Origin of the sequence: Ensifer sp. LC163 (genome assembly GCF_001695855.1) — a bacterium.
Lineage (GTDB): Bacteria > Pseudomonadota > Alphaproteobacteria > Rhizobiales > Rhizobiaceae > Ensifer.
In genome coordinates, this window is the sequence record NZ_MBSS01000015.1 from 16428 (window position 1) to 41418 (window position 24991).

21 protein-coding genes and 1 pseudogene are annotated in these 24991 nt (G+C 62.0%); 4 read left to right on the top strand and 18 right to left on the bottom strand.

Annotation, left to right across the window (positions count from 1 at the left end; translation table 11 throughout):
• Position 1: 1 nt before the first annotated feature.
• The 5 genes from BC360_RS15205 to BC360_RS15225 all read right to left on the bottom strand — a co-directional run bounded on the left by BC360_RS15205 (position 2) and on the right by BC360_RS15225 (position 5001).
• A complete protein-coding gene (locus BC360_RS15205) occupies positions 2–1162 on the bottom strand; it encodes an amidohydrolase family protein (protein WP_065795773.1) in 1161 nt (386 codons plus the stop codon).
• A gap of 64 nt (positions 1163–1226) precedes the next feature.
• Positions 1227–2276: an extracellular solute-binding protein gene (locus tag BC360_RS15210; protein ID WP_065795774.1), complete on the bottom strand. Its 1050-nt coding sequence runs from the start codon at positions 2274–2276 to the stop codon at positions 1227–1229.
• An 18-nt stretch (positions 2277–2294) separates the two neighbouring features.
• On the bottom strand, positions 2295–3068 hold the full coding sequence (locus BC360_RS15215) for an ABC transporter permease (protein WP_065795775.1): 774 nt from the start codon (positions 3066–3068) through the stop codon (positions 2295–2297).
• On the bottom strand, positions 3065–3937 hold the full coding sequence (locus BC360_RS15220; RefSeq protein WP_065795776.1) for an ABC transporter permease: 873 nt from the start codon (positions 3935–3937) through the stop codon (positions 3065–3067). The genes BC360_RS15215 and BC360_RS15220 overlap by 4 nt, the downstream gene beginning before the upstream one ends.
• Positions 3934–5001 carry an ABC transporter ATP-binding protein gene (locus BC360_RS15225; RefSeq protein WP_065795777.1) on the bottom strand — a complete coding sequence of 356 codons (1068 nt, stop codon included), beginning with the start codon at positions 4999–5001 and terminating at the stop codon, positions 3934–3936. Before BC360_RS15225 ends, BC360_RS15220 begins: the two co-directional genes overlap by 4 nt.
• Positions 5002–5540: 539 nt before the next feature.
• Here BC360_RS15225 and BC360_RS30770 point away from each other — a divergent pair.
• Positions 5541–6080 (top strand): annotated as a pseudogene (locus BC360_RS30770) (hypothetical protein); the annotation flags it as partial.
• Positions 6081–6131: 51 nt separating this feature from the next.
• Here BC360_RS30770 and BC360_RS15240 read toward each other — a convergent pair.
• From BC360_RS15240 to BC360_RS15290, 11 genes are all read right to left on the bottom strand, one after another.
• Positions 6132–6845, bottom strand: coding sequence for an IS6 family transposase (locus BC360_RS15240; RefSeq protein ID WP_065795780.1), 714 nt, complete (start codon positions 6843–6845; stop codon positions 6132–6134).
• Between the two features lie 165 nt (positions 6846–7010).
• Positions 7011–7712, bottom strand: coding sequence for a type 1 glutamine amidotransferase (locus BC360_RS15245; RefSeq protein WP_065795781.1), 702 nt, complete (start codon positions 7710–7712; stop codon positions 7011–7013).
• Between the two features lie 22 nt (positions 7713–7734).
• Positions 7735–8607, bottom strand: coding sequence for an N-carbamoylputrescine amidase (gene aguB, locus BC360_RS15250; RefSeq protein ID WP_065795782.1), 873 nt, complete (start codon positions 8605–8607; stop codon positions 7735–7737).
• A gap of 25 nt (positions 8608–8632) precedes the next feature.
• Complete coding sequence (locus BC360_RS15255; RefSeq protein WP_065795783.1) at positions 8633–9937, bottom strand: NAD(P)/FAD-dependent oxidoreductase; 1305 nt, start codon at positions 9935–9937, stop codon at positions 8633–8635.
• Position 9938: 1 nt separating this feature from the next.
• Complete coding sequence (locus BC360_RS15260) at positions 9939–11297, bottom strand: glutamine synthetase family protein (protein ID WP_065795784.1); 1359 nt, start codon at positions 11295–11297, stop codon at positions 9939–9941.
• A gap of 69 nt (positions 11298–11366) precedes the next feature.
• Positions 11367–12800 carry an aldehyde dehydrogenase family protein gene (locus BC360_RS15265; RefSeq protein WP_065795814.1) on the bottom strand — a complete coding sequence of 478 codons (1434 nt, stop codon included), beginning with the start codon at positions 12798–12800 and terminating at the stop codon, positions 11367–11369.
• Positions 12801–12842: 42 nt separating this feature from the next.
• Entirely contained in the window at positions 12843–14513 is a 1671-nt protein-coding gene (locus BC360_RS15270; protein ID WP_065795785.1) for an amidohydrolase, read from the bottom strand.
• Between the two features lie 83 nt (positions 14514–14596).
• Positions 14597–15619 (bottom strand): extracellular solute-binding protein, encoded by a 1023-nt coding sequence (locus BC360_RS15275; protein WP_065795786.1) that lies wholly within the window; start codon positions 15617–15619, stop codon positions 14597–14599.
• Between the two features lie 35 nt (positions 15620–15654).
• A complete protein-coding gene (locus BC360_RS15280; protein ID WP_065795787.1) occupies positions 15655–16479 on the bottom strand; it encodes an ABC transporter permease in 825 nt (274 codons plus the stop codon).
• Positions 16472–17377: an ABC transporter permease gene (locus tag BC360_RS15285; protein WP_065795788.1), complete on the bottom strand. Its 906-nt coding sequence runs from the start codon at positions 17375–17377 to the stop codon at positions 16472–16474. The genes BC360_RS15280 and BC360_RS15285 overlap by 8 nt, the downstream gene beginning before the upstream one ends.
• A 4-nt stretch (positions 17378–17381) precedes the next feature.
• Positions 17382–18434: an ABC transporter ATP-binding protein gene (locus BC360_RS15290; RefSeq protein WP_244512735.1), complete on the bottom strand. Its 1053-nt coding sequence runs from the start codon at positions 18432–18434 to the stop codon at positions 17382–17384.
• 437 nt (positions 18435–18871) lie between these two features.
• Here BC360_RS15290 and BC360_RS15295 point away from each other — a divergent pair, with 437 nt between their 5' ends.
• Positions 18872–19552 carry a GntR family transcriptional regulator gene (locus BC360_RS15295; protein WP_244512736.1) on the top strand — a complete coding sequence of 227 codons (681 nt, stop codon included), beginning with the start codon at positions 18872–18874 and terminating at the stop codon, positions 19550–19552.
• 52 nt (positions 19553–19604) lie between these two features.
• Here the strand turns inward: BC360_RS15295 and BC360_RS15300 are convergent, their stop codons facing one another.
• Positions 19605–19934, bottom strand: coding sequence for a hypothetical protein (locus tag BC360_RS15300; protein ID WP_065795791.1), 330 nt, complete (start codon positions 19932–19934; stop codon positions 19605–19607).
• Between the two features lie 171 nt (positions 19935–20105).
• On the opposite strand from BC360_RS15300, the gene BC360_RS15305 reads away from it, so the two are divergent.
• Positions 20106–20969, top strand: a complete 864-nt coding sequence (locus BC360_RS15305) for a Ku protein (protein ID WP_083222570.1) — start codon at positions 20106–20108, stop codon at positions 20967–20969.
• A 3-nt stretch (positions 20970–20972) separates the two neighbouring features.
• A complete protein-coding gene (locus BC360_RS15310; RefSeq protein ID WP_065795792.1) occupies positions 20973–21779 on the top strand; it encodes a Ku protein in 807 nt (268 codons plus the stop codon).
• A gap of 448 nt (positions 21780–22227) precedes the next feature.
• On the opposite strand, the gene ligD is transcribed toward BC360_RS15310, so the two are convergent.
• Entirely contained in the window at positions 22228–24864 is a 2637-nt protein-coding gene (ligD, locus tag BC360_RS15315) for a DNA ligase D (RefSeq protein ID WP_065795793.1), read from the bottom strand.
• Between the last annotated feature and the right edge of the window lie 127 nt (positions 24865–24991).

The following is a 24991-nucleotide window of genomic DNA, read 5'->3' on the forward strand; positions in this document are numbered from 1 at the left end:
CTCAGGCGGAAATGATGGTGCCGCAGCGCACGACCCGGCGGCCGGCGGGGCGGCGGCAGATCGCATCGCCCACATTGACGGCTTCGATCATCACGAAATCGGCGCGGGCGCCAGCATGGAGGCCGTAATTTTCAAGCCCTATGGCGCGGGCGGCGACGTCGGTGGCGCAGGACAGGGCCCGGCGGAAATCCTCGTCACGGTTCCAGTCGAAGCGATAGGCGGTGAGGAAGGCGCGCTCCAGCATGTCGCCATTGCCGAGCGGCGACCAGGAATCGCGAATGCCGTCCGAGCCGCAGCAGATGGTGACGCCGAGTTCCGTCAGCCGCTCGACCGGCGGCACAGCGATATCGGCGGGGGCCGAGGTCATCAGCGATATCTTGAGGTCCGCAAGGCGGCGCCCGATGGCGTCGAGCCGTCGTTCGGAGATCATGCCGAGGCAATAGGCATGGGAAATCATCACCCTGCCGGTGAGGCCCGACGCTTCGGCGTAGTCGGCGATGCGCTCGACCTGCCAGGCGCCGAGATCACCGGTATCGTGCAGGTGGATATCGACGCCCGCGCCCTTTTCCACGGCGAGGTCGAAGACGAAGCGCAGCTGGCCGTCCGGGTCGCCGTCGATGCCGGCCGGATCGAGCCCGCCGACCGTCTCCACGCCCATGTCGATGGCTGCGCGGATCAGCTCCGCCGTGCCCGGCCGCGAAAGCAGGCCCTGCTGCGGGAAGGCGACGAACTTCAGGTCCACCCGGTCGCGCCATTCCTCGCGCACGCGGAACATCGCCTCCACATGGGAGAGCCCCATGTCGGGCGCGACGTCGATATGGGAGCGCACGGCGGTGGTGCCGTGACGCAGCATTTCAGTCAGGATCCGCCCTGCCCGCACCTCCGGCGGCGTCGGGACGGCGGCGAGCACCTTGCGCTCGTTTTCGATGTAGTCGCGCAGGCGCGCGACACGCGGGCCGGGCTGCCACGGCTCGCCCCACAGGATCTTGTCGAGATGGATATGCGGCTCGACAAAGGCCGGCACGACGAGCCTGCCTTCCCCGTCCACCGCATCGAGCGCATCGACGCCGGGGCCGACGGCCTCAATGACGCCGCCGGCGCAGCGGATGCCGATCGCCTGCCCGTCCGGGTCGATGAGGTTGGAATAGGTCGTAACGGTCATATCTGCCTCCTGTCAGCCGGAAGCGCGGCCCCGCAAGGCCGCGCTCGTTCTCGTTTGCGGGCACTCAGCCCTTAAGACGCGTCCAGATGCGGTCGCGGAGTTCACGCGCCTTGCCGGTGCAATCCTGCGTCGGCACGAGGCGCGAGGCGAATGCCTCCGGCATGTTGATCGCGTCCATCTTGCGCCACTGCTCGCTCAGGAACTGGTCGGACTTCGTGGCATTGGCATAGGCGATGGAATTGGAAACGAAGGCGGCATTTTCCGGCGCCATCATCCAGTTGATGAAGATCTTCGCATTTTCCGGGTGGGGCGCGTTGGCCGGCACCGCGAAATTGTCGCGGAACATCGGCGTGCCTTCCTTCGGGTAGATGAAGCGGATCGTGTCACGCTGGGCGGTGGCGCGGGCCGTCGCGCCGTTCCACACATGGTACATCGCCACCTCGCCGGCGGCCATGCGGTCGACCACGCTGTCGGAGGAATAGAGCTTCAGCTTCGGCTTCAGCCCCTTGAGCAGCTTAAGGATGTGGGCGGCGTCCTCGTTGCTCTCGGTGCACTGCGGAATGCCGAGATAGAGCGAGGCGGCGAGGATCTCGTCGCTGCCCGTATCGAGCGCGGCGATCTTGCCCTCCAGCTCCGGCCGCGGCTCGAAATATTCCTTCCAGCTATCCTCTAGCTTACCGCCCTGCACCTGGGCGCTGTCATAGGCGATGCCCGTCACGCCCCAGAGATAGGGCGCGGAATATTCGTGCTTGGGGTCGAAATCCGGGTTTTTGAAGGCGTCCTTCAGCGTCGCGTAGTTCGACATGGAATGGGTGTCGATCTTCATAAGCAGCCCATCCTTGAGGAGGCCGGGGATGACGTAGTCGCTCGGCACGATGACGTCGTAGGACGCACCGCCCGATTGCAGCTTGGCCAGCAGCGTCTCATTGCTGTCGTATCCGTCGAGGATGACCTTGATACCGGTCTCCTTCTCGAACTTCGCCAGCAGCTCGACCGGGTAATAGTCGGTCCAGTTGTAGAAATAGAGGGTCTTTTCCGCATCTTGCGCCGCTGCGGGTTGCACGAAGAGGGTGGCGGCCGCAATGGCCGCCCCGAGGCAGGATTTCAGGTTCATTGCAAGGCTCCTCCAGGGTTATCGGCGCAGGCGGCCGAGGAAAAACGAAAGCGACACGAGCAGGACCGAGACGACGAGCATCACCGCCGAAATGGCGTTGATCTCCGGCGTGATGCCGGCCCGGATCGCGGAGAAAATGTAGACGGGCAGCGTCGTCAGGCCGGGTCCTGCCAGGAAGAACGAGGTCAGGAAGTCATCGAGGCTGGTGACGAAGGCGAGCGTGAAGCCGGCCATGACGCCGGGCCAGAGCAGCGGCATCGTCACCCGGCGGAAGGTGCGGAAGCGATTGGCGTAGAGATCGTGCGCCGCTTCCTCATAGGTGCCGCTGATGCCGTCGAGCCGCGCGCGGATCGGCAGGTAGGCGAAGGGAATGCAGAAGGCGGTATGGGCGGCCACCATCGCGCCGAGGCCGAGCTTCACGCCGAGCGAGACGAAGAGCAGCAGGGTCGCGACCGCCACGGCGATCTCCGGCAGGATCAGCGGCATGTTGAGGATCGCCTCGGAGGCTCCGCAGCCGAGGAAAGCACGCCGGGTGGCGAGAGCCGCGAGAAGCGCGAGGACCGTCGCCGCCGTCGCCGCCGAGACGGCGATGACAAGCGAATTCCACGCCGCCGACTGGATCGACGGGTTGACGAGGATGCGGCCGTACCAGTCGAGGGAGGCGTGGGTCCAGACCGTCGCCGTGCGGTTGGCATTGAACGAATAGGCGATCAGCACCACGACGGGCACATAGAGATAGGCCAGCACGAACAGCGAAGTTTCGCGCGTGAAGGGAAAACGCTGCGGGTTCATGCGGTCCTCCTGTTGCGCCAGAGCGCCATGGCGGTCATGACGACGAGCATGATCGCGAGCAGCACGACGGCGAGCGTCGCGCCGAATGGCCAGTTGCGCGAAGCGCCGAACTGCATCTGGATGATGTTGCCGAGCATCAGCGTCTTGCCGCCGCCGAGCAGGGCGGGCGTGACGAAAGCCCCGAGGCAGGGAATGAAGACGAGCAGCGCGCCCGCCACGATTCCGGGCGTGGCGATGGGCAGCACGACGCGGAGCAGCGCCCGCTTGCGCGTCGCGCCGAGATCGTGCGCGGCCTCCAGCAAGCGCCAGTCGAATTTCTCGAAGACGGTGTAGAGCGGCAGGATGGTGAAGGGCAGGAGGGAATAGGTCAGGCCGATCGCCACCGCCGCATCGTTGTAGAGCAGCTGCACCGGCCAGGGCGAGATCATGTTGACGAACCTGGAGACCCAGCCGTCCTCGCGCAGGATGATCAGCCAGGCGTAGTTGCGCACCAGAAGGTTCGTCCAGAACGGAATGGTGATGAGCAGCAGCATGATGTCGCGGCCGGTGCGCGAGAGGCTCGCCATCCACAGCGCCACCGGCAGGCCGAAGGCGAGGCTGAGCACGGTAGTGACAGCGGCCAGCGACACCGAGCGCAGGAAGATCACCAGATAGCTGGTGTTGAGGATCATCGTGCCGTCGAAATCCTCCTCCCAGGCAAGGCGGACATAGTTGGCGGACGAGGGGGCGGAAGACCAGTCGACGCCCGATGTGCCGCCCTTGTCGAGCAGCGAGACCCAGGCCATCAGGCAGAGCGGCACGCCGATCAGGAAGAGGATGACTGCCAGGGCCGGCGACAGGAGGAAGAAGCGGCGGAGCGCGGCGCTCATCGGTCGAGCACCCGCAGCGCTTCGGCGGGCAGCGCAAGGCCGACGCGGCTTCCCGCTTCGGGCGCGGCCTCCGTCGGATCGGACTGGCGAAGCAGGAACGTGCCGCCGCCGGGAAGATCGAGTTTGTGCAGCATCGCCGTGCCGAGATAGGCCGAGTGCACCACCGTCGCCTCCAGTGCGCCCTCGCCCGCCGGCGCCAGCCGGGCACGCTCGGGGCGGATCGCGACCGTCACCTTGCCGGACGCATTGTGCGGGGCGGACAGCACGGTACCGCCCTCGAGGCGGACACCGCCGCCTGGCAGCGCCTCGCCATCCAGGAGGTTGATATCGCCGATGAAATCGGCGACGAAACGGTGCGTCGGCGTCTCGTAGATCTCGCGCGGCGGTCCCATCTGGAGGATGCGACCCGACTGCATGACGGCGACCCGGTCGGAGAGCGTCAGCGCCTCCTCCTGATCGTGCGTGACGAAGAGGAAGGTGATGCCCGCCTCTTCCTGCAGCATCTTCAGTTCGATCTGCATTTCCTTGCGCAGTTTCAGGTCGAGCGCCGACAGCGGCTCATCGAGCAGGAGGACCCGCGGCCGCGGTGCAAGCGCCCTAGCAAGCGCCACGCGCTGCTGCTGACCACCGGAAAGTTCCGCCGGCTTGCGCTTGGCGAAACTGCCCATTCGCATCATTTCCAGCGCCTCGCCGACACGCTTGCGGATGGCGTCGCGGGCCATGCCCTGCTCTTCCAGCGCAAAGGCGACGTTCTGCTCCACCGTCAGGTGCGGGAACAGGGCGTAGCTTTGGAACACGGTGTTGACCGGGCGGTGGAAGGGTGGGCGGGCGGTAACGTCCTCACCCTCGATGGAGATCGCGCCGCTATCGGCCGTCTCGAACCCCGCGATCAGCCGGAGCAGCGTGGTCTTGCCGCAGCCCGAGGGGCCGAGCAGCGTGAAGAACTCGCGCCGTCCGATATCGAGCGACACATCGTCCAGCACGCGGAAGGCGTAGATGCCCTTCCCGAAACTCTTGGCAACATTTCTGATGGAAACCGCGGGGGGACTGGACGCTTGGGTCATGTTTTCCTCTTGGGCGTTTCACCAAGCGTCATGCATGATATCACAATTGTCAATATTGTATGCAAATTTGAAAAATATTCGGATACAATTTGGTACGCCACGCCATTTGCGTGCGCGCGCATCTGAACCTGTCGGAGGTGGCCCTGCCCTCATTCACGGAATTGCTTCTGGCTCTGCATGGTGCAATATATCTTATTGATTTATAACATCTTCTACAAATTCCGTTTCTCCAATCAGGGAGATCAAAGCCCGCTTCGACCCTCTGGATCGTGAATTCCTTATGCGCATTGCAGCATAAGATCGTATGCGGCGCCTAATTTTTTTCGGGATATTACCTCGGAATATTAGCAAATTATTCCATAAATCCCGCAGTATACGCCGGCAAATTGTATACATTGCAGCGTAGCATTCCGCGCGGCTTAGCGGCCGCCTAATCAACGCTGAACCAAACGCTCATGTCAGCGCTTTTTTCCTTCCACTACACATCGGCAAAGGCTGGCCGCAGGGCTGGCGTTCCGGGGAATGGGAAGGAAAGCGACATGGCAGTGGAAAAAGTGGATACGCTCGTCATCGGCGCCGGCCAGGCGGGCGTCGCGATGAGCGAACATCTCGGCAAGCGCGGCATTCCCCATCTCGTTCTCGAAAAGGCCCGCATCGCCGAGAGCTGGCGCACCGCCCGCTGGGACAGCCTCGTCGCAAACGGCCCCGCCTGGCACGACCGCTTTCCTGGCATGACCTTCCCCGGCCTCGAAGACGACGCCTTCGCCCCCAAGGAGCAGGTGGCAGATTACTTCGCAATCCCGGCCAGATGCCCGAGGGCGCGGTGCTGGTGATCGGCGCCGGATCCTCCGGCACGCAGATCGCCGACGAACTCTTGCGCGCAGGCCGCCGCGTCTACCTTTCCATCGGCCCGCACGACCATCCGCCGCGGCGCTATCGCGGCAAGGATTTCTGCTGGTGGCTCGGCGTGCTCGGCATCTGGGACCTCAAGGTGCCCGCGCCGAACACCGAACACGTCACCATCGCCGTCAGCTTATGGCGGCAACACTGTCGACTTCCGCCGCCTCGGCAACCGCGGGTGGCGTCGCCTTAATTGATTGCGCGGTGCAAGGGAGCCTTCTGCATTGCTTTCAGGCCTCGATCGACAAGGTGACCTCTCTCCAGGTCGTGACGGCATGGGCACGAAGTTGGCGATAATCGGCGGCGGTCAGATGTTTTCGATGAAGATGGAAAAGATTGGCAATCTGGCTATGGGCTGAGACGAAACGTTGGCATTGTCGCGGCGACTTGAAGCGCATCATGCGCCGCTCTCGTCGGCGCACAGGAAGGTGAGAATTCTCAGCACGGTTGTTGAGCCCTTTGTGTGAGCGATGCTCGACGCTCGGAATAAATTCAGCCTTGGCGGCCGAGTAGGAGCGCAGCTTGTCGGTCACCATCACCCGTGGCACGGCGCCCTGGCTTTTCAGCAGCTTGCGCACCAGCCGGAGAGCGGCCTTCCTGTTCCTGTGGCTTTGAAGGAGAGCGTCGAGAATGTAGCCATTGGCATCGACGGCGCGCCACAGCCAATATTTCTTCCCCTTGATGGATACGACCATTTCATCGAGGTGCCACTTGTCGGTAAAGCTGCCCCGCGACCGCCGCCGGAATTGATAAGCGAATTTGAGACCGAACTTTGCGGCCCACTCCGAGACGGTTTGGAACGAGACATCGATGCCGCGTTCGGCAAGCAAGTCTTCGACGTCGCGCAGGCTCAACGGGAACCGATAATAGAGCCATACCGCGTGGGCGATAATCTCGGCAGGAAAGCGATGGCGCCTGTAGCGGGTGATCGGGACTTCGGTCATGGCGCTCGGATACCATTCCAATCAGCACCAATCGGTTAAGGCGACGCCACCGTCTATTGGTCAACGGCAATGGGCGCATCCTGCATTTAGTTAAGGCGACACTACCACAACGGCGATGACGGGCCCCCGACCGTGTCGGGCAGGTCAGCGCTTGCGCACTTTGCGTCAGCGTGTAGTTTTCTGCTTGACGGGAACAGCTGTCAAGAATTCTGCAATTTCCTTGACGATCTCAGCCCGTGCCAACGAAACGTCGACCGGCGCAGCAGTGACGCGCCGCAGGTTCGCCGGGAGCACGTCCCCGCGCTTCAGAATGAGGGCATCAAAGAACGCTGGCGTGAATTCCGGATGCGGCTGAAAGGTTAGCGCCCGATCGCCATAGCGGAGCATTGCATTGGCGCAGAACGGGGTTGAGCCGATCACCTCCGCGTCTTCAGGCAGATCAACGACCTGATCCTGATGCCAGGCAAGCAGCGTCTGCGAGATGCCAAGATCGTGCCGCCGGTACTCGACCGGGCCGACCGACCACCCGCCCTGGTATTTTTCGACTTTTCCGCCGAGCGCCTGCGCGATGATTTGATGGCCGAAGCAGATGCCGACCATGGGCAGTCGCCGTGCGTAGATCTCACGCACCAGCGTTTCCAGCGGCCCGATCCAGGGATGCGGCTCGTAAACCGCAAACCTGGATCCCGTGATCAGCCACGCATCCGCGGCAGCCGGCCCTTCCGGAAAGACGCCGTCGACGACCGAATAGGTTACGAATTCCGCCTCTTCGCCGGCAAGCAGCTTGACGAAGAAGTCGCTGTAGTCGCCGTACGTTTCGATCAATTCGACCGGCGCATGCCCGGTCTGGAGAATCCCGATTTTCATGTCTTTGTGCCTAGCGTTCCTATCATGTCCGCCCATCGAGCGTGGCGATCGGCCCGTAGAGCTCAGGACGGCGGTCGCGAAACACGCCCCAGGAGCGGCGCTGCCTTTCGACCTCGTCGAGATCGAATGTCGCGGTCAGCACTGCTTCGCCCTGTCGGGCGGCTTCCGCCACTTTCAGACCGGTTTGATCGGCGATGAAGGAAGAACCGTAGAAGGTGATTTCCGTTCCCGCCTTGCCGGGCTCCGTCCCGATCCGATTGGCGGCGACGAGCGGCATCATGTTGGCGGCTGCACTGCCCTGCATCGTCCTTTGCCAGTGGCCGGCGGAATCCATATCCGGAACGTGCGGCTCGGAGCCGATCGCCGTTGGATAGAACAGGATTTCTGCGCCAAGCAAGGCCATCGTACGAGCGGCCTCAGGAAACCATTGATCCCAGCAAATTCCGACGCCGATCGAAGCATAACGCGTTTGCCAGACCTTGAAGCCTGTGTCGCCTGGCGAGAAATAGAACTTCTCGGTGTAGCCGGGTCCGTCCGGTATGTGGCTTTTGCGGTAGACGCCGAGGACGCTGCCATCCGCGTCGAGAATGGCGACGCTGTTGAAGTAGGCCTTACCCTCTCGCTCGAAAACGCTGATTGGAAGCACGACCTCAAGCTCGGCGGCGAGCCTAGCAAAATGTTCGATCAGCGGATTGCCCTCCACCCGGCGGGCAAGATCGAAGAACTCACCGCGCTGGTCCTGACAGAAATAAGGCGTCTCGAAAAGCTCCTGCAGCAGGATAATCTGGGCGCCATCGGCGGCCGCTCGGCGCACCAGCTTTTCCGCGCTGGCAATATTTGCCGCAATGTCCCAGCTGCAGGCCATCTGGGTCGCCGCGATGGTGACGTTACGCATTCCATGTCCCTTCGTATCTGTTGAATCAGAGGCCGAGTTTGTCGCGCAGCTCATACCACCACGCACCGAGCATGGTGAGCGGAACGCGGAAGGTCCTGCCTCCCGGGAAGGGAAGATTCGGCAGTGAACTCCAGACGTCGAAGCGTTCCGCGTGGCCGGCGACCGCCTCGCCGAGGATCTTGCCCAAGAGATGGGTGGTCGTGACCCCATGGCCGCTGTCGCCATGCGAGAAATATACGTTGTGGCTCAATCGGCCCATATGCGGGATGCGCGTCAGCGTCAGCGCGAAATTGCCGCTCCAAGCGAAGTCGATCTTGACCTTGGCGAGTTCGGGGAAAGTCTTCAACATGTTCGGACGAATAACCCCGGTCAGATCCTTCGGATTCTGCCCACCATAGCCGATGCCACCGCCATAGAGCAGGCGATTGTCGGAGGTACGACGGTAGTAGTCGAGAATGTAGTTGGCGTCCTCGACGCAGTAGTTGGCTGGTAGCAGGGCGGCGATCAGCTTCGGGTCGAGCACCTCCGTTGCCATCACCTGGCTCGACACCGGCATCATTCGGCCGCCGATTTCGGGCAAGAGCTTGCCCAGATAGGCGTTACCGCAGACAAGTACATATTTCGCCCGAACCGAGGCTGTGCGCGTTCGCACCAGCGGAGATGCCCCCATCTCGACCGCGATGGCGCGTGAATTCTCGAAGACGCGACCGCCGAGACCTTCGACCGCCGCCGCCTGACCGAGCACCAGGTTGAGTGGATGGATATGGCCGCCGAGCTTGTCGATCATGCCGCCGACATAGCGATCACTGCGCACATATTTACCTACATCGGCCTTGGAAACGATCTCCAGCCCGCTATGGCCGTGGTTCCGCCAATGCGCCCGGAGCGCCTCCATCTCGCGCACCTGCTTGTCGGTGAAGGCGGCAAAGAAGCCGCCCTCAACGAGATCGCAATTGATTGCGTATTTGCTCACGCGATCGCGGATGATCCGCGCGCCCTCAAGCGACATGTCTGCCAGCTTCGCGCCATTTGCGCGACCGTAGCGCTTGGCAATGGTCCCTAGGTCGCGGCTGTAACCGTTGACTATCTGGCCGCCATTGCGTCCCGAAGCGCCGAAGCCGATGCGTTCGCTTTCGAGCACGACGACGGAAAAGCCGCGCTCGGCAAGTTCCAGCGCCGCTGAAATGCCGGTGAATCCGGCGCCGATCACGCAGACGTCTGCCGTGACCTCCCCTTCCAGGGCAGGTCGTATCCGCTTGTCATTGGCCGAAGCCGCATACCAGGAGGGCACGTGGCCGATGTCGATGCCGGTAGTCGAATTGATGTTCATGTCAGACCGTCCTGATGTAGGCATCGTATTCGACGTCCGTTACCCTGAGAGAAAACTCGGAAAGCTCCTGCTGCTTGCAGGCCGTGTAGAGCGCCCGGTATTTCGGGCCGAGCGTCGCATAGGCGAAGCCGGACCGCGCAAAGCTCTGCAAGGCATGGTCCCAGTTGGTCGGCAGCGCCTCGTGGCTAACGGCATGGTCGTCGCCCGTGATGGCGCCGCCTGGCTTCGTCTTCTCCACCATGCCGGCCAGCGCCGCGCCGAGGATCATGGCGAGAACTAGATAAGGGTTCGTATCGGCGCCGGCGACGCGGTGCTCGATCCGGGTAGCCGGCTTGCTCGTCGTGATGACGCGGACGGCCGCCGAACGATTGTCGAACCCCCAGGAAGCATAGGTTGGCGCATGTTCACTCGGCGTGAGCCGCCGGTACGAATTGGCGTGTGGTGCGAAGATGGCCATGCTCTCATGCATGTTCTCCAAGAGGCCGCCGACTGAATGCATCAGAGTTTCGGCGGGCGAATCGTCGCCCACGAAGATGTTGCGACCGTTTTCATCGAGTATCGAGAAATGCACATGCATGCCGGAGCCGGCCTGCGTGCCATAGGGTTTAGCCATGAAAGTGGCATCGAGATCGTGCTTGCGGGCGACGCCCTTTACGATGCGCTTCAATAGTACGGCATAGTCCGCGGCCTGTAGCGCGTCGGGCACATGGTTGAGATTGATCTCATACTGCCCGGGTCCGTTTTCGCGCAGCGTCGTGTCCGCTGCCACGCCCTGTTCGCGGCACGCTGCCGCTATGCCATGGAAGACATCCTCGAAATCCTGCAATTCGGAAATAGATAGCACTTGGGTCTGACCCGTGTGCCAGCGGCCCTCGCGGGTGTTGGGCGGGCGTACCGGATCGAGTGCCGAGCGAACCGGGTCGATCAGGTAGAACTCCAGTTCTGTCGCCACCACCGGCGTCAGCTTCAGCTTGGCATAGCGCTGCAGCACGTCTGCAAGCGCCTGGCGTGGGTCGCCGTAGAAGGCCGTGCCATCGGGATTGCGCATAGCCAGCATGACCTGTGCCGTAGGACGGTTGAGCCAACTCACGCGCGACAGCGTGCCGGGCACCGGAAAACAGAGGCCGTCGGGATCGCCGGTTCCCTCCGCCAGCCCGGCGCCATTGACGTCGCGCCCCCAAACATCGAGCGCGTAGACGGAGCGCGGAATGGCCATGCCCTTGCTCAACACGTCGAGTGCCCGTTCGCGCGGGATCCACTTTCCGCGCGGTACACCGTTTACGTCGATCACAAAGGCTTCAAGCACCTCAACGTCGGGATTGCGCCTTACAAAATCGGCCGATTCATTCTCATCTATCATAGTCCACCAGTTGTATTGTGCCGGCTGATGTTCGCCGCTATCGGCTAGCCGAGCACTTTTTCTGCCATATCAATTGCACGACGCGTGGCCGATGATGCCCTTTACTTCCAGGAAATCATCGAGCCCGAACTCCGCATATTCCCGCCCATTGCCCGATTGCTTGAAGCCCCCGAACGGCGCGCCCGTATCCCAGTCCGGATAGTTGATGTGGACATTGCCCACCCGCAGAAGCCGTGCGACCCGGCGGGCGCGATCGAGATCGCCGGACTGGACGTAGGCCGCCAGCCCGTAAGGGGTATCGTTGGCAATGCGGATTGCCTCGTCCTCGCTACCATAACCCATGATGCAGAGCACCGGTCCGAAGATCTCCTCGCGGGCGATGCACATCTGCGGCTCGACGTCGCCAAACACCGTCGGCTTGACGAAGTAGCCGCGACCGAGCCCTTCGGGTCGTCCCGCGCCACCCGCCACGAGCGTCGCGCCCTCGTCGATTCCCGCTTGGATCAAGGCCTGGATCTTGCCAAACTGCACGTCGCTGACCACGGGTCCGACATCCACGCCGGGCCGATCGGCGGGGCCGACATTCGGCTCCGCGGCGGCCGCGCGCGCCACCTCCAACGCTTCGGCCATCCGATCCGCCGGCACCAGCATGCGGGTTGGCGCGTTGCAGGACTGACCGGAATTGTCGAAACAGTCGAGCACGCCCTGGCGGACGGCAGCTTTCAGGTCGGCGTCGTCGAGGATGATGTTGGCGGACTTGCCGCCAAGTTCCTGATGCACGCGCTTGACGGTGTCGGCCGCGGCCTTTGCCACCAGCACGCCGGCCCGCGTCGAGCCGGTGATCGAGACCATGTCGACATCCGGATGGCGGGCGAGTGCCTCGCCGACGGTCGGTCCGTCACCGTTGACGAGGTTGAATACACCGGCCGGGATCCCCGCCTCATGCATGACCTCGGCGAAGATCATCGCGCTCACCGGCGCGACCTCGCTCGGCTTCAGCACCATGGTGCAACCGGCCGCGAGCGCCGGCCCGACCTTGCAGGTGATCTGGTTCAGCGGCCAGTTCCATGGCGTGATCATCGCGACCACGCCCACGGCCTCCTTGGTGATGAGCGTCGAGCCCTTGAGCCGATCGAAACGGTAGGTCTTGAGCGTCTCGATCATGGTGCGGATGTGCGCAGCCCCGCTACCGACCTGATTGTTGAGCGCCATCCGGCGCGGCGCGCCCATCTCCTGCGAAATCGCCAGCGCAAGGTCTGCCGAGCGCTTCTCGTAGACCGCCAAAACGCGCTGAAGGAGATCGAGGCGTTCCTCGCGGCTGGTCAGCGAAAAGGCCGGAAATGCTTTGCGGGCGGCCACGACGGCACGATCGACATCCGTCGCATTGCCGAGTGCAATGGTGGCGAACGGCTCCTCGGTGGACGGATCGATAACGTCGAGCGCGACCGGATCGACCGGATCGACCCAAGTGCCGTCGATATAGAACTGCGGATAGTTGAGCATCTTGATGCCTGCCTTCATGCCAAATAGTGGAGGTCGGACGGCTCACGCCTCGTAAGTGAAACGTCCATCGCAGATGGTTGCCAGCGGTCTGATCGCCGCGAGCCCTTCATAGGTGGTCGCTTCGACGTCTCCGTCGAGGATGACGACATCGGCGAGATAGCCGGGCTTCAGCACGCCCTTGCGATCTTCCACGAATTCCACCCAGGCGCCGGTGCGGGTGTAGGCGGCGAGCGTTTCCAGAAGGCTGAGCCTCTGGTCCGGCATACCCTCCTTCCAGGTCTTGCGGGTCATGGCGTCCCGAATGCAGCTCATCGGCGCGAGCGGAGAAACCGGCCAATCGGTGGCGAAGACGATCTTCGCGCCGGCATCAGTCAGCGTTCTCCAGGCAAAGGCGTAGGGCCAGCGCGCCTCGCCGATGCGGCTGAGATAGGGCTCAAGCGGCAGGCCGGCGGAACCCGGCGGATGGGTCGGCTGCATCGAGGCGACGGTTCCCAGCTCGGCGAAACGCGGGATGTCGTCCGGATGGACCACTTCGATATGCTCGATGCGGTGGCGGCTGTCGCGCCGGCCGTTGGCGCGCTCCGCGGCCTCGTAACCGTCGAGGACCAGTCGGACGGCGCCGTCACCGATCGCGTGCACGGCAACCTGGAAGCCCAGCCGGTCCGCCTCGATGGCGATTTGTGCGAAATGCTCGCGCGTGAACAGCGGGGCGCCGCGCCAGCCCGGCTCATCGGCATAGTCCTCGACGAAGACCGCAGTTCCGGATTCCGTGACGCCATCGGCGAAGAGCTTGATGAAGTCCGATTTCAGCCGGTCGCTCGAAAAGCGGGCGCGCCAGGCAGCAGCCTTTTCCGTCAAGATATCCAGCGGCATGAAGTTCTTCATATGGAAGGGGATGCGGGCGCGCACCGGCAACCCGCCATCGCGCTCGATCTCTTCGAGCATCTCGAGCTGGTAGAGGTTGCCATCCATGTTCTGGATCGAGGTGATGCCAAGCGACGCGCAATAGTCGAGTCCACGGCGGATGGCGGCAATATCGCCGGAGCGCTCCTCGGCGGTCACCTTATCCGGCTCGCCGCCGGTCCCGATGCCGAGGCCTTCGCGGTCGCCGCTCTCGCTGAGCTCAGCCACCGGCGTAATCGCGTCGGTTTCCTTGAGCTCGCCGGTGGCAAAACCGTCGTCTCCCATGACGATTTCATTGCCGACGCCGACCTCGCGGCCCTCGAGGATACCCGCCGCCTTCAGCGCTGCCGTATTGGCCCAGGCGGTGTGATGATCGGGTGCTATCATGAGGAACGGCCGGTCGGGCAGGATGCGGTCGAGGTGATGGCGCGTCACCCGCTCTGTCTCCGACAGGATCGTGTAGTCAGCATATTGAGCGACGAGCAGTTTCAGGTCCGGATTGGCGGTCGCATAGTCGCGGACGGCCTCCTGCAGGGCGGCAAAGCCGCGCACGCCGAACAGCGAAAGCTGCGTGAGCCCGACGGAGCCGCCGAAAATATGCATATGCGCCTCGTTGAAACCCGGCAGAACCGTACCGCCTGCCGCATCGAAGACCCGGGTCTTCGGTCCTGACAGGGCCATGATCGTGGTCTCGTCACCGGTGGCAACGATCCGGTTGCCGACGATTGCCAGCGCTTCGGCGCGCGGCGCCTCGGTGTCCATCGTCAGAATGCGACCGTTACGGATGATGATGTCGGCAGTGTCGAGCATGAAGGACCTCGTCAGATCGGGTGCGACTGGCGCAGCCGGCACGGAGGGCGCCGGCTGCGGTTTCCATCAATGAGGGGCGCGCATCACTTGCGCAGATTGGTCCAGATCTTGTTGTAGATCTCGACGACCTCGGCCGGGCACGGCTTGACGAATTCGGCGACGACGCCCTGCGGACGCTTGATTTCCGGAGCCCCGGCGAACTCGGCCGGCATGAACTTGTCCGACCCGGTGACGCCGTTGTCGTATTTGTTGTAGTCGGAGTTCATCCCGGCATTCTCCGGATCCATCATGAAGTTCATGAACAGCTTGGCGTTTTCCAGGTTCGGCGCATCCTTCAAGACGACGACGTTGTCCATGAAGCCCTCGATGCCCTCCTTCGGATAGGCGAACTTCATCGTCGGGCGCTCCAGGCGTGCGCGATAGGCGTTGCCGTTCCACATCATCGAGGCATCGACATCGCCCGACGTCATCAGGGACTGGCCGTCATAGCTGAAGGTGCGCCAATGCGGCTTCGCCTTGTTCAGGAGATCGCTGATCTGCTTCAGTTGCGCCTTGTCGCCGGTGCAACGGGGAAAGCCGAGATAACGCTCGGCTGCATGCATGACCGAGTTCATGTCGTCGAGCATGTTGATGCGGCCCTGCAGCTCCGGCGGCGGGTCGAAGAGAATAGCATAGGTATCGATGTCACCCTTGTAGATCGCCGTATCGACAGCGAACGAGGTCAGGCCATGCATCCACGGAATCGAATAATGCCGACCCTCGTCCCAATAGACATCGACCATGTCGGGCCGCAGGTTCTTGAAGTTCGCCATCGACGCCGGCTCGGTCTTCGCCAGCATGTCCTCGTCGACCATGATCTTCACGGTATAGTCGCTCGGCATTGCGACGTCGTAACCGGAGCCGCCCGCGCGGATCTTCGACAGCATGGTTTCGTTGGAATCATAGGCGTCGATCGTGACCTTGACGTCGTATTCCTTGGAGAACTTCTCGATCATCTTGGGGCTGGTATAGTCGCCCCAGTTGTAGATGTGCAACTCGCCGGCGGCGAAGCAGGTGGTCGCCGAAAGCATCACGGCGGCGGCGGTGAGGTACGAGTGTCTGCGCATTTCAAGGACCTTTCCGTTGAGGGGCAAGTGTGAGGTCAGGCACGGCGGCGGTGCGAGAGGATGAAGGAGAGCACGATGAAGGCGAGCGAGATGAGGAGCAGCAAGGTGCACATGGCGTTGAGCTCCGGTGTCAGCGTGCGGCGAATGCGCCCCCAGATGTAGAGCGGCAACGTCGTTTCCCCTGGGCCGGCAATGAGCTGGGTGATGGTGAAGTCATCGAAGGAAACGATGAAGGCAAGTGCGGCACCGGACGAGATGCCGGGAACGAGCAGCGGCATCGTTACGTAGCGGAACGTTTTCCAGGGCGTCGCGTAGAGGTCGGCGGCGGCGTTGTCGAGCGTGGTGTCCATCCCCTCCAACCGCGCCCGGATCGGCAGATAGGCGAAGGGAATGCAAAAGGCCGAGTGCGCCAGAATGAGCTTCCAGATGCCGAGATCGATGCCGGTCACAGTTGAAAGAAACGCGAATAGGGAGAGCAGCGAGATGCCGGTGACGATCTCGGGCACGACGAGTGGCGTCGTGATCGCGAGATAGGCGGACCCCTGGCCGCGCCAAGGGCGCCCGCGCGTCGTGCCAAGCGCCGCCGCGGTCGCCAGCACCGTCGAGATCAATGTCGCCGCGGCGGCAACGATCAGGGACAGGATGGTCGAGTCGTAGAATTCGGTATTTGCCAGAACGACGTTGTACCAGTTCGAGGTAAAGCCGTGCCATTTGGCGCCGAGATTGTTGGCCGAGTTGAAGGAATAGGCGATGACCACTAGCATCGGCAGGTAGAGGACGGCGATGCAGCTTCCCGCAATGAAGGCGAAGCCTGATTGTTTCTTGATATCCGGTGAACGGATGGCGGCGACGTCAGCCATGGCTCACCCCTCCTGCGTTTTTGCGAATCTGGAAAAACAACGCCAGCATGACGAAGGCCATCAGGATCATCGAAAAGGCCGAGCCGAGCGGCCAGTTGCGCGACGAACCGAACTGCAATGCGATCAGGTCGCCGATCATCAGATGGCGGCCGCCGCCGAGCAGAAGCGGCGTGACATAGGCGCCGAAGGAAGGAATGAAGACGAGCAGGCAGCCGGTTGCGATACCCGGCCAGGTCAACGGGATGATGATCCGGGTCAGCACCTGGAAGCGACTGGCGTAGAGGTCGTAGCTCGCTTCGACCAAACGGAAGTCCAGTTTTTCAAGCGACGCGTAGATCGGCAAGATCATGAAGGGCAGGAAACTGTAGAACAGCCCGAGCAGGATCGCGAAATCGGTAAAGATCATCGTCACCGGCTGATCGACAAGACCGAGCGACAGGAGGATGGTGTTGATCAGCCCCTCGTCGCGAATGATGAACATGACCGCGATCGTGCGCACCAGCAGGTTCGACCAGAACGGAATGGTGATCAGCAGCACCCACCAGTTGCGTGTCTGCGGCGGCCGGGTCGCCATGTGATAGGCAGTCGGAAAGCCGATCAGCAGGCAGATCACCGTGGTGGCAATGCCGAACAGGAAGGTCCGCGCGAAGATGAGCAGATATTCCGACGAGAACGTCAGGCTGTCGTCGAAGATGTCCTTCTGGAACAAGAAGCCGACATAGGCCTCGGTCGAGAATTGCCACTCGACGCCGCCATAGGTGGCCGGCTTCATGAAGGAATAGGCGAGCACCACCAGCAACGGCAGGGCGGCGAAGGCCAGGATGAAGAGCACGGCCGGCAGGGTAAGGAATCGGCGGCGGGCGTCATCGAGGCGTTGCATGTCCTTGATCTCAGCCATCGGGTCAATCCTTCAGAACCTGCGCGACGCCATCGGGGATCGAAAGTCCCACTTCGGTTCCAACATCAGGCGGCGCCGTGCCGTCGCGGCGGTTCTGCTGGCGCACGATCACCGGGCTACCATCCTTGAGCCGCAGATGCACATGGGTGTCGGTGCCGAAATAGACGACCGTCTCGACCGTCGCGCAAAGCGCAGCGTCCTTGTCGGCAGCGATCTGCAGGTGCTCCGGGCGCACGACGATGGTGACGTCGCCGCTGGTCGGTAGTCCTTCCGGCATGGCGGCTGCCACATCGGCCCCGGATTTCAGCCGCACGCGCGCCACCCTGCCTTTCGCCTCGACGATCGTGCCTTCAAGGAAATTTGTTTCACCGATGAAGCCGGCGACGAAACGGTCGGCCGGATGCTCGTAGATGTCGCGCGCCGATCCGACCTGCAACACGCGCCCCTTGCTCATCACCGCGATCCGGTCCGACATGGTGAGCGCTTCTTCCTGGTCGTGCGTCACGAAGACGAAGGTGATGCCCGTTTCCGCCTGCAACCGCTTCAGTTCGATCTGCATCGACTGGCGCAGCTTGAGGTCGAGGGCGGATAGCGGCTCGTCGAGCAGAAGCACCTTCGGCCGCGGCGCGAGCGCGCGCGCCAGCGCGACACGCTGCTGCTGTCCGCCGGAAAGCTTGGTCACCGGTCGTTCGCCGGCGCCTTCAAGCCGCACCAATCGCAGCATCTCCTCGACGACGGGAACGATTTCGTTGCGCCGCCGCCCGAGCATCTTCAGGCCGAAGCCGATGTTTTCGGCAACGGTCATGTGCGGGAAAAGCGCGTAATTCTGAAACACCGTGTTGATCGGCCGCCCGTTCGGGAGCAGGCCCGCGATCGAGCGCTTGTCGAGCAGGATTTCGCCGCTCGTCGGCGTTTCGAACCCCGCCATCATCCGCAGCAAAGTTGTCTTGCCGCAGCCGGACGGCCCGAGCAACGTGAAGAATTCGTTTGGCTCGATGTTCAGCGTCACGTGATCGACCGCCTGGAAGTGGCCGAATTCCTTTTTCACGTTCAGCATAGAGATCGCTCCGCCGGCGATCGCCGCGGTTCGCAATTGTTCCATAGGTTCCCCTACTCAAGGTCAATCGGGGCACGGTTTTCGACGGATTTTCGTCGTCGGACCGCGCGTCCATTGGCGTTGACAGACAGTCGTATTCGGATACGATCTTTAATAATTTGATCATAAGAGGTCACAATGTGATCACATTGTAAAGGGGCAAACTTGCGAATTGTCTAATTTTGATCGACGTGCCAGCGGAGCGCTAGGCTGTGGCCAGCCCTTGGGAGGGGCGCCCCTCGCCCGCGACCGCCATTTCCCTGGCGCATCCTTGCTGCGATCGCTTAAATGCACGCAGCCCTCTTCTTGAGATTGGGAGGATCAGTACAGTGAAAGAAACGAACACACTTAGGCTGGTTCCGGACGACCGGCGTCCGTCCGAAACCGTGAAGCAGTGGGTGTATCGCCGGCTGCGCCAGGCGATCATCACCGGCCGGATTCCGCCGGGCCAGCCGGTCACGATCCAGGGCATCGCGGAAATGCTCGACGTCAGCGCGATGCCCGTGCGCGAGGCGCTTCACCGGCTCGTTGCCGACGGCGCGCTTGAAAATCTTGACAACCGCCGTGTTCGGGTGCCTGACATCGACCCGGACAAGTTCGATGAGATCATAACGGTGCGCATCGCGCTCGAGACGATCGCCGCCGAGCGCGCCATGCCGTTCGTCGACTATCTGCGGCTTGCGCGCCTGCAACAGCTCGACGCGGAGACCGACGAGGCTTACACGGTCGGAAATATCGAACTCGGCATCGAGAAGAATTTCGCTTTCCATCGCTGCCTCTACGAGGTCCGCTCCTCGGCGGTACTGCTGCCGCTCATTGAATCGGTGTGGCTGCGCCTTGGTCCATTCATGCGCGAGGCCACGGAAAATCTCGACGAAAGCTACCGCGTCGACCGCCACGCGGAGGCGCTTGCCGCGATTCGCCAGCAAGATGCCGCCGCCCTGAAGGCAGCCATCGCCGCCGACATTCAGGAAGGGGCCGGGCATCTCGGGCATAAGCGGTTTCTCGACGTCGAGCTGAAGCAGGCGAGGTCGGGGAAGCATCGACCAGGGTGGTCACCTGCGAGCCCAATGAAATGATGGCGACAATTCACCCGGGCGAGTGAAATTTGCAGCAGATCCGTGCCGGTGATCATCGCCCTACTCCCTGCTGGCGAAAGTTGAGCGTCCCGTGGCTTGTCTGCTGCGGCGCTTGATCCGGCTCGGCTGCTTCCTCTTCTTGGATTAGCCTGTGGTAACAAGCCTCAATATCCTGAGCGATGCCTTCGGCATCGTAGAGGTAACCATCCGTGCCGCCGTCGGTTTCGATGATCTCGGCAAGCGAGTTCATCACTGCGCGGCCGAGGCGCTGCAGCGCGTCTCGGTGCAGATCGGCGCCGCCGCTCTCGAACGCTCGATTGGCTTCGTCGAGCGCCTGGTGCATGGCCTGGAATGACCCGTCGATGTGGAGCTTCGTGTTCACAGCACCGCCTCCTTACTCCTGGCTTGGTGCAACAGACTCCTCCAATGCAATACTCGTGGACAGGTCCATCCTACTATCGACAGCCCACTAACCGCCACAATTGATTCGCGTATTAGCCGGAACAAACGTAATCTGCCTCCGTTGAATCCGGATTTACCTGGAGAAATCGAAATGGCCGGACGTGCTCTTTGGAAGGGCTTTCTGAAATTTGGCGAGGTCGCCTGCCCCGTCGCGCTGCACAGTGCGGCGTCGACGTCGGAGCGCGTCAGCTTCAACACCTTGAACCGAAAAACAGGCAATCGGGTGAAGCGAGAGTTCGTCGACGCGGTGACCTATGGCGTCGTCGAGCGCGAAGACCAGGTCAAAGGATACGAGGTCGACAACAACCTCTATGTCGTGTTCGCACCGGATGAGATCGCAGCAACAACCCCACAGAGCGACAAGACGCTGCGCGTCCAGACCTATGTGCCGTGCAGCGAAATCGACGACGTCTTCCTTGATAAGCCCTACTACCTGACGCCGGATCGCTTCGGCGCCGAGACGTTCGTCCTGATCAGGGACGCGATGCGACAATCGAAGGTAGCCGCCATCGCGCAGGCCGTGCTCTTCCGCCGGCTTCGCACGGTGCTGGTGCGCGCCCACGGCGACGGCCTGATCGCGACCACCCTCCACTTTGACTACGAGGTTCGATCGGCCAAGGAAGCTTTCGCCGAAATACCCAAGCTCAAGATCGAAGGCGAGATGCTCGACATCGCCAAGCACATCGTCAAGACGAAGACGGGCGAGTTCGATCCGAAGACGTTCGACGACCGCTACGACGCGGCACTCGCCGAGCTGGTGAAAGCGAAGATGGAAGGCCGGACCATCACCCCGAAGAAGGTTTCGAAGCCCGAGCCCGCAACCAACCTGATGGAAGCGCTGCGCATGAGCGCCGGCTTCGGATCCGCTCGGGCGTCGAAGCCCGTCACAAAGCGCGCCGCAGCCGCACAGCAGCCCGCCGCGGCAAAGCCGTCGACCCGCAGAAAGGCTGGCTGATCGATGGCCGTCAAACCCTACTGGAAAGGCTATCTGAAGCTGTCGCTGGTCATGTGCCCGGTCGCCATGTCGCCGGCAACCAGTGAATCCGAAAAGGTGCGCTTTCACACGATGAGCCGCACCACCGGCAACCGTGTTGTCGCCCGATACGTTGACAGCGTCACCGGCAAGGAAGTTGCCGACCGCGACCAGGTGAAGGGTTACGAGCGCGGCGACGGCGATTACGTCATCCTGGAAGACGACGAGATTGCAGCGGTCGGCCTCGAAAGCACGCGAACGATCGACATCAATCTGTTCACCCCACGCGAGTCCATTCAATGGATCTGGCTCGACACGCCTCACTACCTGGTGCCGAACGACAAGGTCGGAGAGGAAGCTTTTGCGGTCATCCGGGAAGCGATGAAAGCCGAAAACATGGTTGGAATATCGCGGCTGGTCTTCGGCCGCCGTGAGCACGCCGTCATGCTCGAGCCGCGCGACGAAGGCATCGTTCTATGGACGCTTCGCTATGGCGATGAGGTGCGACCGGAGACGGAATATTTCTCAGACATCAAGGCGGAGAAACCAGACCTCAGCCTCTTGCCGTTGATGCAGCAGCTCATCAAACAGCACACGCAGACGTGGTCGCCCGACCTCATCACCGATCCGGTGCAGGACCGACTGCTCGAGCTGATTGCCCTCAAGAAGAAGTCGATCAAGAAGTCGGCAAGGGCCAAGACAAAGGAAGCGCCAATCGGCGGAAAGGACAACGTTGTCGATCTGATGGCCGCTCTGAAAAAGAGCCTTGAGGCGAAGAAGCGCGCCCATTAACTGCGGGAACAATGCTGCGCCTTAACGACTATATTAGTGCACGCGCGAAAGCGATCCAGATGATGATCCGTCGGGATCGTGTGCAAGGATGGCTTCCGCCAAGGAGGTCATCCTTTTCGTTGCGCGTCCTGACGACGCTTGAAGGAGCAAGCCCTCCATGAGCACGATTGATCCCACGCTCACTTGAAAAATGGAACTTCTGCGGAAAGCCCAGCCAGGAGTAGGACCTTGGTCCGACACGGACCGGCAAAGGTCGTAGGTGCGTTGTCGAATCTCACGCCCCATGCATACTCGGACAGGCAAAGCGCCCACGGAACAGCGGCCCGCCCCGCCGCCGTGAGTGCGAGTGGTCCCAGAGCGACGCCCCCAAAGCCCCATACCGTACCGCTCTGGGACCCGCCTACCGATGCATCTGACCACGTTCGATACGCCGAACATCTTCTCACGTTCAGGTCTCCAGTCGCTTGATCGCCTCTGCAAGCGGTCGCTGCCCGTCGCAATAATCCTGCCAAGCCGTGGTCGCCTTCAACAGCTTCGGCACGGTTCGGATCGTGAAACGCTTCGGGTCAAGGCCTTGTCTGACCTGTGTCCAGGTAAGCGGCATCGAAACCGTAGCCCCGGGACGGGCCCGCGGAGACAGAGGGGCGACCGCAGTCGACATCCTGTCGTTGCGCAAATAGTCGAGGAAGATGCGGCCCTCGCGCTGATTCTTCGCCATTTTGATCAGGTAGAGTTCCGGATTGTCGCGGGCCATCCGCTCACAGACATCGTGGGCAAAAGCCTTCGCTTCATCCCAACTCAGTTTCTTTCCGCGTGCCGCCGCAAGAGGAGTAACGACATGCAGTCCCTTGCCGCCCGTCGTCTTGCAGAAGCTGGTGAGTCCAAGTTCTTCCAGCCGATCGCGAATCTCGCGCGCTGCTTCAATGACGTTGGAGAATTCGACGGCCGGCCCCGGGTCCAGGTCGAACACCAGGCGGCCGGGCACTTCCGGCTGACCGGGCTCGCAGTTCCAGGGATGCAGTTCGACACCACCGATCTGGGCGATGGCCGCAAGGCCCTCGACGCGGTTGATCTGCAGATAGGGCTTCTTGTCTCCAAAAATCTTGACGAACTCCAAGAGGTTGGACGTCCCCGGCATGGCATGGCGCTGGAAGAATTGTTCCCCGCCAATGCCATCTGGCGTTCGCATGATCGAACAAGGGCGCCCCTTGATATGGTCGACCAGCCAGGATCCGACAGCTTCGTAGTAGCGGGCTAGATCCACCTTGGTCACCGGCTTCCCATCGCCGCCATCCGGCCAGAGCGGCTTTTGCGGACTCGAAATCAGCGCGCCCATGACCTCCGCCTTCCCGTCCTTGCGGAAACGATTGGGCGCGGGGTTTGCCGTCGATGGATCGGGCACTTCAACTTTCGCAGGTGCCACCGGCTTTTCCGCCTCGACCTCGGCAGCCGGCTTGTCCTCCCGCAGCCCCTTGAAGGTGGCCTGGCGCACCTGACCGTCGGCCGTCCAGCCCGCGAACTCGATCTCGGCGACAAGCTCCGGCTTCAGCCAGACGACATTCGGATCCTTCTGGGGCGCCCCGATGCCCGTGAAGGGCGACCTAGCTGTCTTCAGCTCCTGCAGCTTTGGCAGCAGGGCTTCGACGGTCTTGGCGCCATAGCCTGTCCCGACCCGGCCGACATAGACGAAATGGTCGCCGTGATTGACGCCAACAAGCAGAGAGCGGAATTTACCGTTGGTCTTGGCATAGGCGCCAATGACGACTTCATGACCCGCCCGGCATTTCGATTTCGCCCAGGTGTCGGTGCGTCCGGACTGGTAAGGCGCATCCAACTTCTTCGAAACGATGCCTTCAAGCGAAAGCCGACAGGCCGAGCGCAAGACGGCATCACCGCCAGTCTCGAAATGCACGACGAAACGCAGGCGCGGATCGTCGCCCGCTTCCGACAGCATCGTTTCCAGCCGGTTCTTTCGTTCCGCCAGCCCAAAGTCACGCAGATCGTCATTGCCGGCATACAGAAGATCGAATGCAAAATAGACCAAGGCGTCGGTCTTGCCTTCAGAAAGCGCTGCCTGAAGTGCTGCGAAATCCGGCATGCCGTTTGCGTCGAGTGCACAGATCTCCCCATCGATGACTGCATCAGGAAGGACTGCTCCTGATCTGGCGATCGCGGAAAATTTAGCGGTCCAGTCGAGACCCTTGCGGGTTTTTAGCGTTACCTTGCCATTCTCGATCCGCAACTGGACGCGATAGCCGTCAAACTTGATCTCATGGATCCAGCCTTCGGCCGCTGGCGGGCGTGCCAACGTTTCGCAAAGCTGCGGCTCGATGAAGTCGGGCATGCCGGATTTCTGGCGCTTGCCGGGTGTCGGCTTTTTCCTGGTCTTGGTTCCTGCCTCACGCGCCTCGGCTGCAAAACCACGATTGCTGTCCCATACGGCGTCCGCATCAACCGCGCCACCCTTTAACATGAAGGGTTTGGGCTTCCTGCCCTTGCCCGATGCGATCACCTGCATTGAGCGTCCGGAGGCGACCGACGTGTCATTCTCCTCAAGGACCGCCGCACCATTCTGCTCTACTGAGAAATCATCGTGATGCTTGATCAGGAGCCAATTGGTCCGTTTGCCACCATCGCGATCGTGCCGCATGCGAACGAGCACGAAGCTGCCTTGCAGCCGCGTTCCCTCCAACGTGAACTTGAAATCACCCTTGGCGAGCGCCTCTTCCGGCGTCCTGTCTCCCTGAGGCTCCCAATATCCGCGATCCCATAGCATCACCGTGCCGCCGCCGTACTGGCCCTTCGGAATGGTGCCTTCGAAGTCGCCATAGTCGAGCGGATGATCCTCGACCTCGACGGCCAGGCGTTTGTCCTGGGGATCGAGTGACGGTCCCCTCGTCACGGCCCAGGATTTGAAGACGCCGCCGAGCTCGAGACGGAGATCGTAGTGAAGCCGCGTGGCGTCATGTTTCTGAATGACGAAGCGCCGCCGATTGGACGGGTTCAGCTTACGCGATCCGCTCGGCTCCTTGGTCAGGCTGAAATCGCGCTTTTGCTTGTACGTCGACAGTCTATCGCTGGCCATTGCCGTCCCCAGTACATCTCCACCAACCCACCGATTTCTTCCGCTGCGGATCGAGCGGGCACCATCGCACTCGACCGCAAAAATCGTCGATCACGATCATAGGCTGCAAAAGGACATCTGTGTTCAC

Excerpts from the sequence above, each read along its gene's own strand:
- BC360_RS15210 (WP_065795774.1), bottom strand. The coding sequence starts at position 2,276 with ATGAACCTGAAATCCTGCCTCGGGGCGGCCATTGCGGCCGCCACCCTC.
- BC360_RS15225 (WP_065795777.1), bottom strand. The coding sequence starts at position 5,001 with ATGACCCAAGCGTCCAGTCCCCCCGCGGTTTCCATCAGAAATGTTGCC.
- BC360_RS15275 (WP_065795786.1), bottom strand. The coding sequence starts at position 15,619 with ATGCGCAGACACTCGTACCTCACCGCCGCCGCCGTGATGCTTTCGGCG.
- BC360_RS15290 (WP_244512735.1), bottom strand. The coding sequence starts at position 18,434 with ATGCTGAACGTGAAAAAGGAATTCGGCCACTTCCAGGCGGTCGATCAC.
- BC360_RS15240 (WP_065795780.1), bottom strand. The coding sequence starts at position 6,845 with ATGACCGAAGTCCCGATCACCCGCTACAGGCGCCATCGCTTTCCTGCC.
- BC360_RS15215 (WP_065795775.1), bottom strand. The coding sequence starts at position 3,068 with ATGAACCCGCAGCGTTTTCCCTTCACGCGCGAAACTTCGCTGTTCGTG.
- aguB (WP_065795782.1), bottom strand. The coding sequence starts at position 8,607 with ATGCGTAACGTCACCATCGCGGCGACCCAGATGGCCTGCAGCTGGGAC.
- ligD (WP_065795793.1), bottom strand. The coding sequence starts at position 24,864 with ATGGCCAGCGATAGACTGTCGACGTACAAGCAAAAGCGCGATTTCAGC.
- BC360_RS15265 (WP_065795814.1), bottom strand. The coding sequence starts at position 12,800 with ATGCTCAACTATCCGCAGTTCTATATCGACGGCACTTGGGTCGATCCG.
- BC360_RS15305 (WP_083222570.1), top strand. The coding sequence starts at position 20,106 with ATGGCCGGACGTGCTCTTTGGAAGGGCTTTCTGAAATTTGGCGAGGTC.
- BC360_RS15270 (WP_065795785.1), bottom strand. The coding sequence starts at position 14,513 with ATGCTCGACACTGCCGACATCATCATCCGTAACGGTCGCATTCTGACG.
- BC360_RS15245 (WP_065795781.1), bottom strand. The coding sequence starts at position 7,712 with ATGAAAATCGGGATTCTCCAGACCGGGCATGCGCCGGTCGAATTGATC.
- BC360_RS15280 (WP_065795787.1), bottom strand. The coding sequence starts at position 16,479 with ATGGCTGACGTCGCCGCCATCCGTTCACCGGATATCAAGAAACAATCA.
- BC360_RS15255 (WP_065795783.1), bottom strand. The coding sequence starts at position 9,937 with ATGAACATCAATTCGACTACCGGCATCGACATCGGCCACGTGCCCTCC.
- BC360_RS15220 (WP_065795776.1), bottom strand. The coding sequence starts at position 3,937 with ATGAGCGCCGCGCTCCGCCGCTTCTTCCTCCTGTCGCCGGCCCTGGCA.
- BC360_RS15285 (WP_065795788.1), bottom strand. The coding sequence starts at position 17,377 with ATGGCTGAGATCAAGGACATGCAACGCCTCGATGACGCCCGCCGCCGA.
- BC360_RS15260 (WP_065795784.1), bottom strand. The coding sequence starts at position 11,297 with ATGATAGATGAGAATGAATCGGCCGATTTTGTAAGGCGCAATCCCGAC.
- BC360_RS15205 (WP_065795773.1), bottom strand. The coding sequence starts at position 1,162 with ATGACCGTTACGACCTATTCCAACCTCATCGACCCGGACGGGCAGGCG.
- BC360_RS15310 (WP_065795792.1), top strand. The coding sequence starts at position 20,973 with ATGGCCGTCAAACCCTACTGGAAAGGCTATCTGAAGCTGTCGCTGGTC.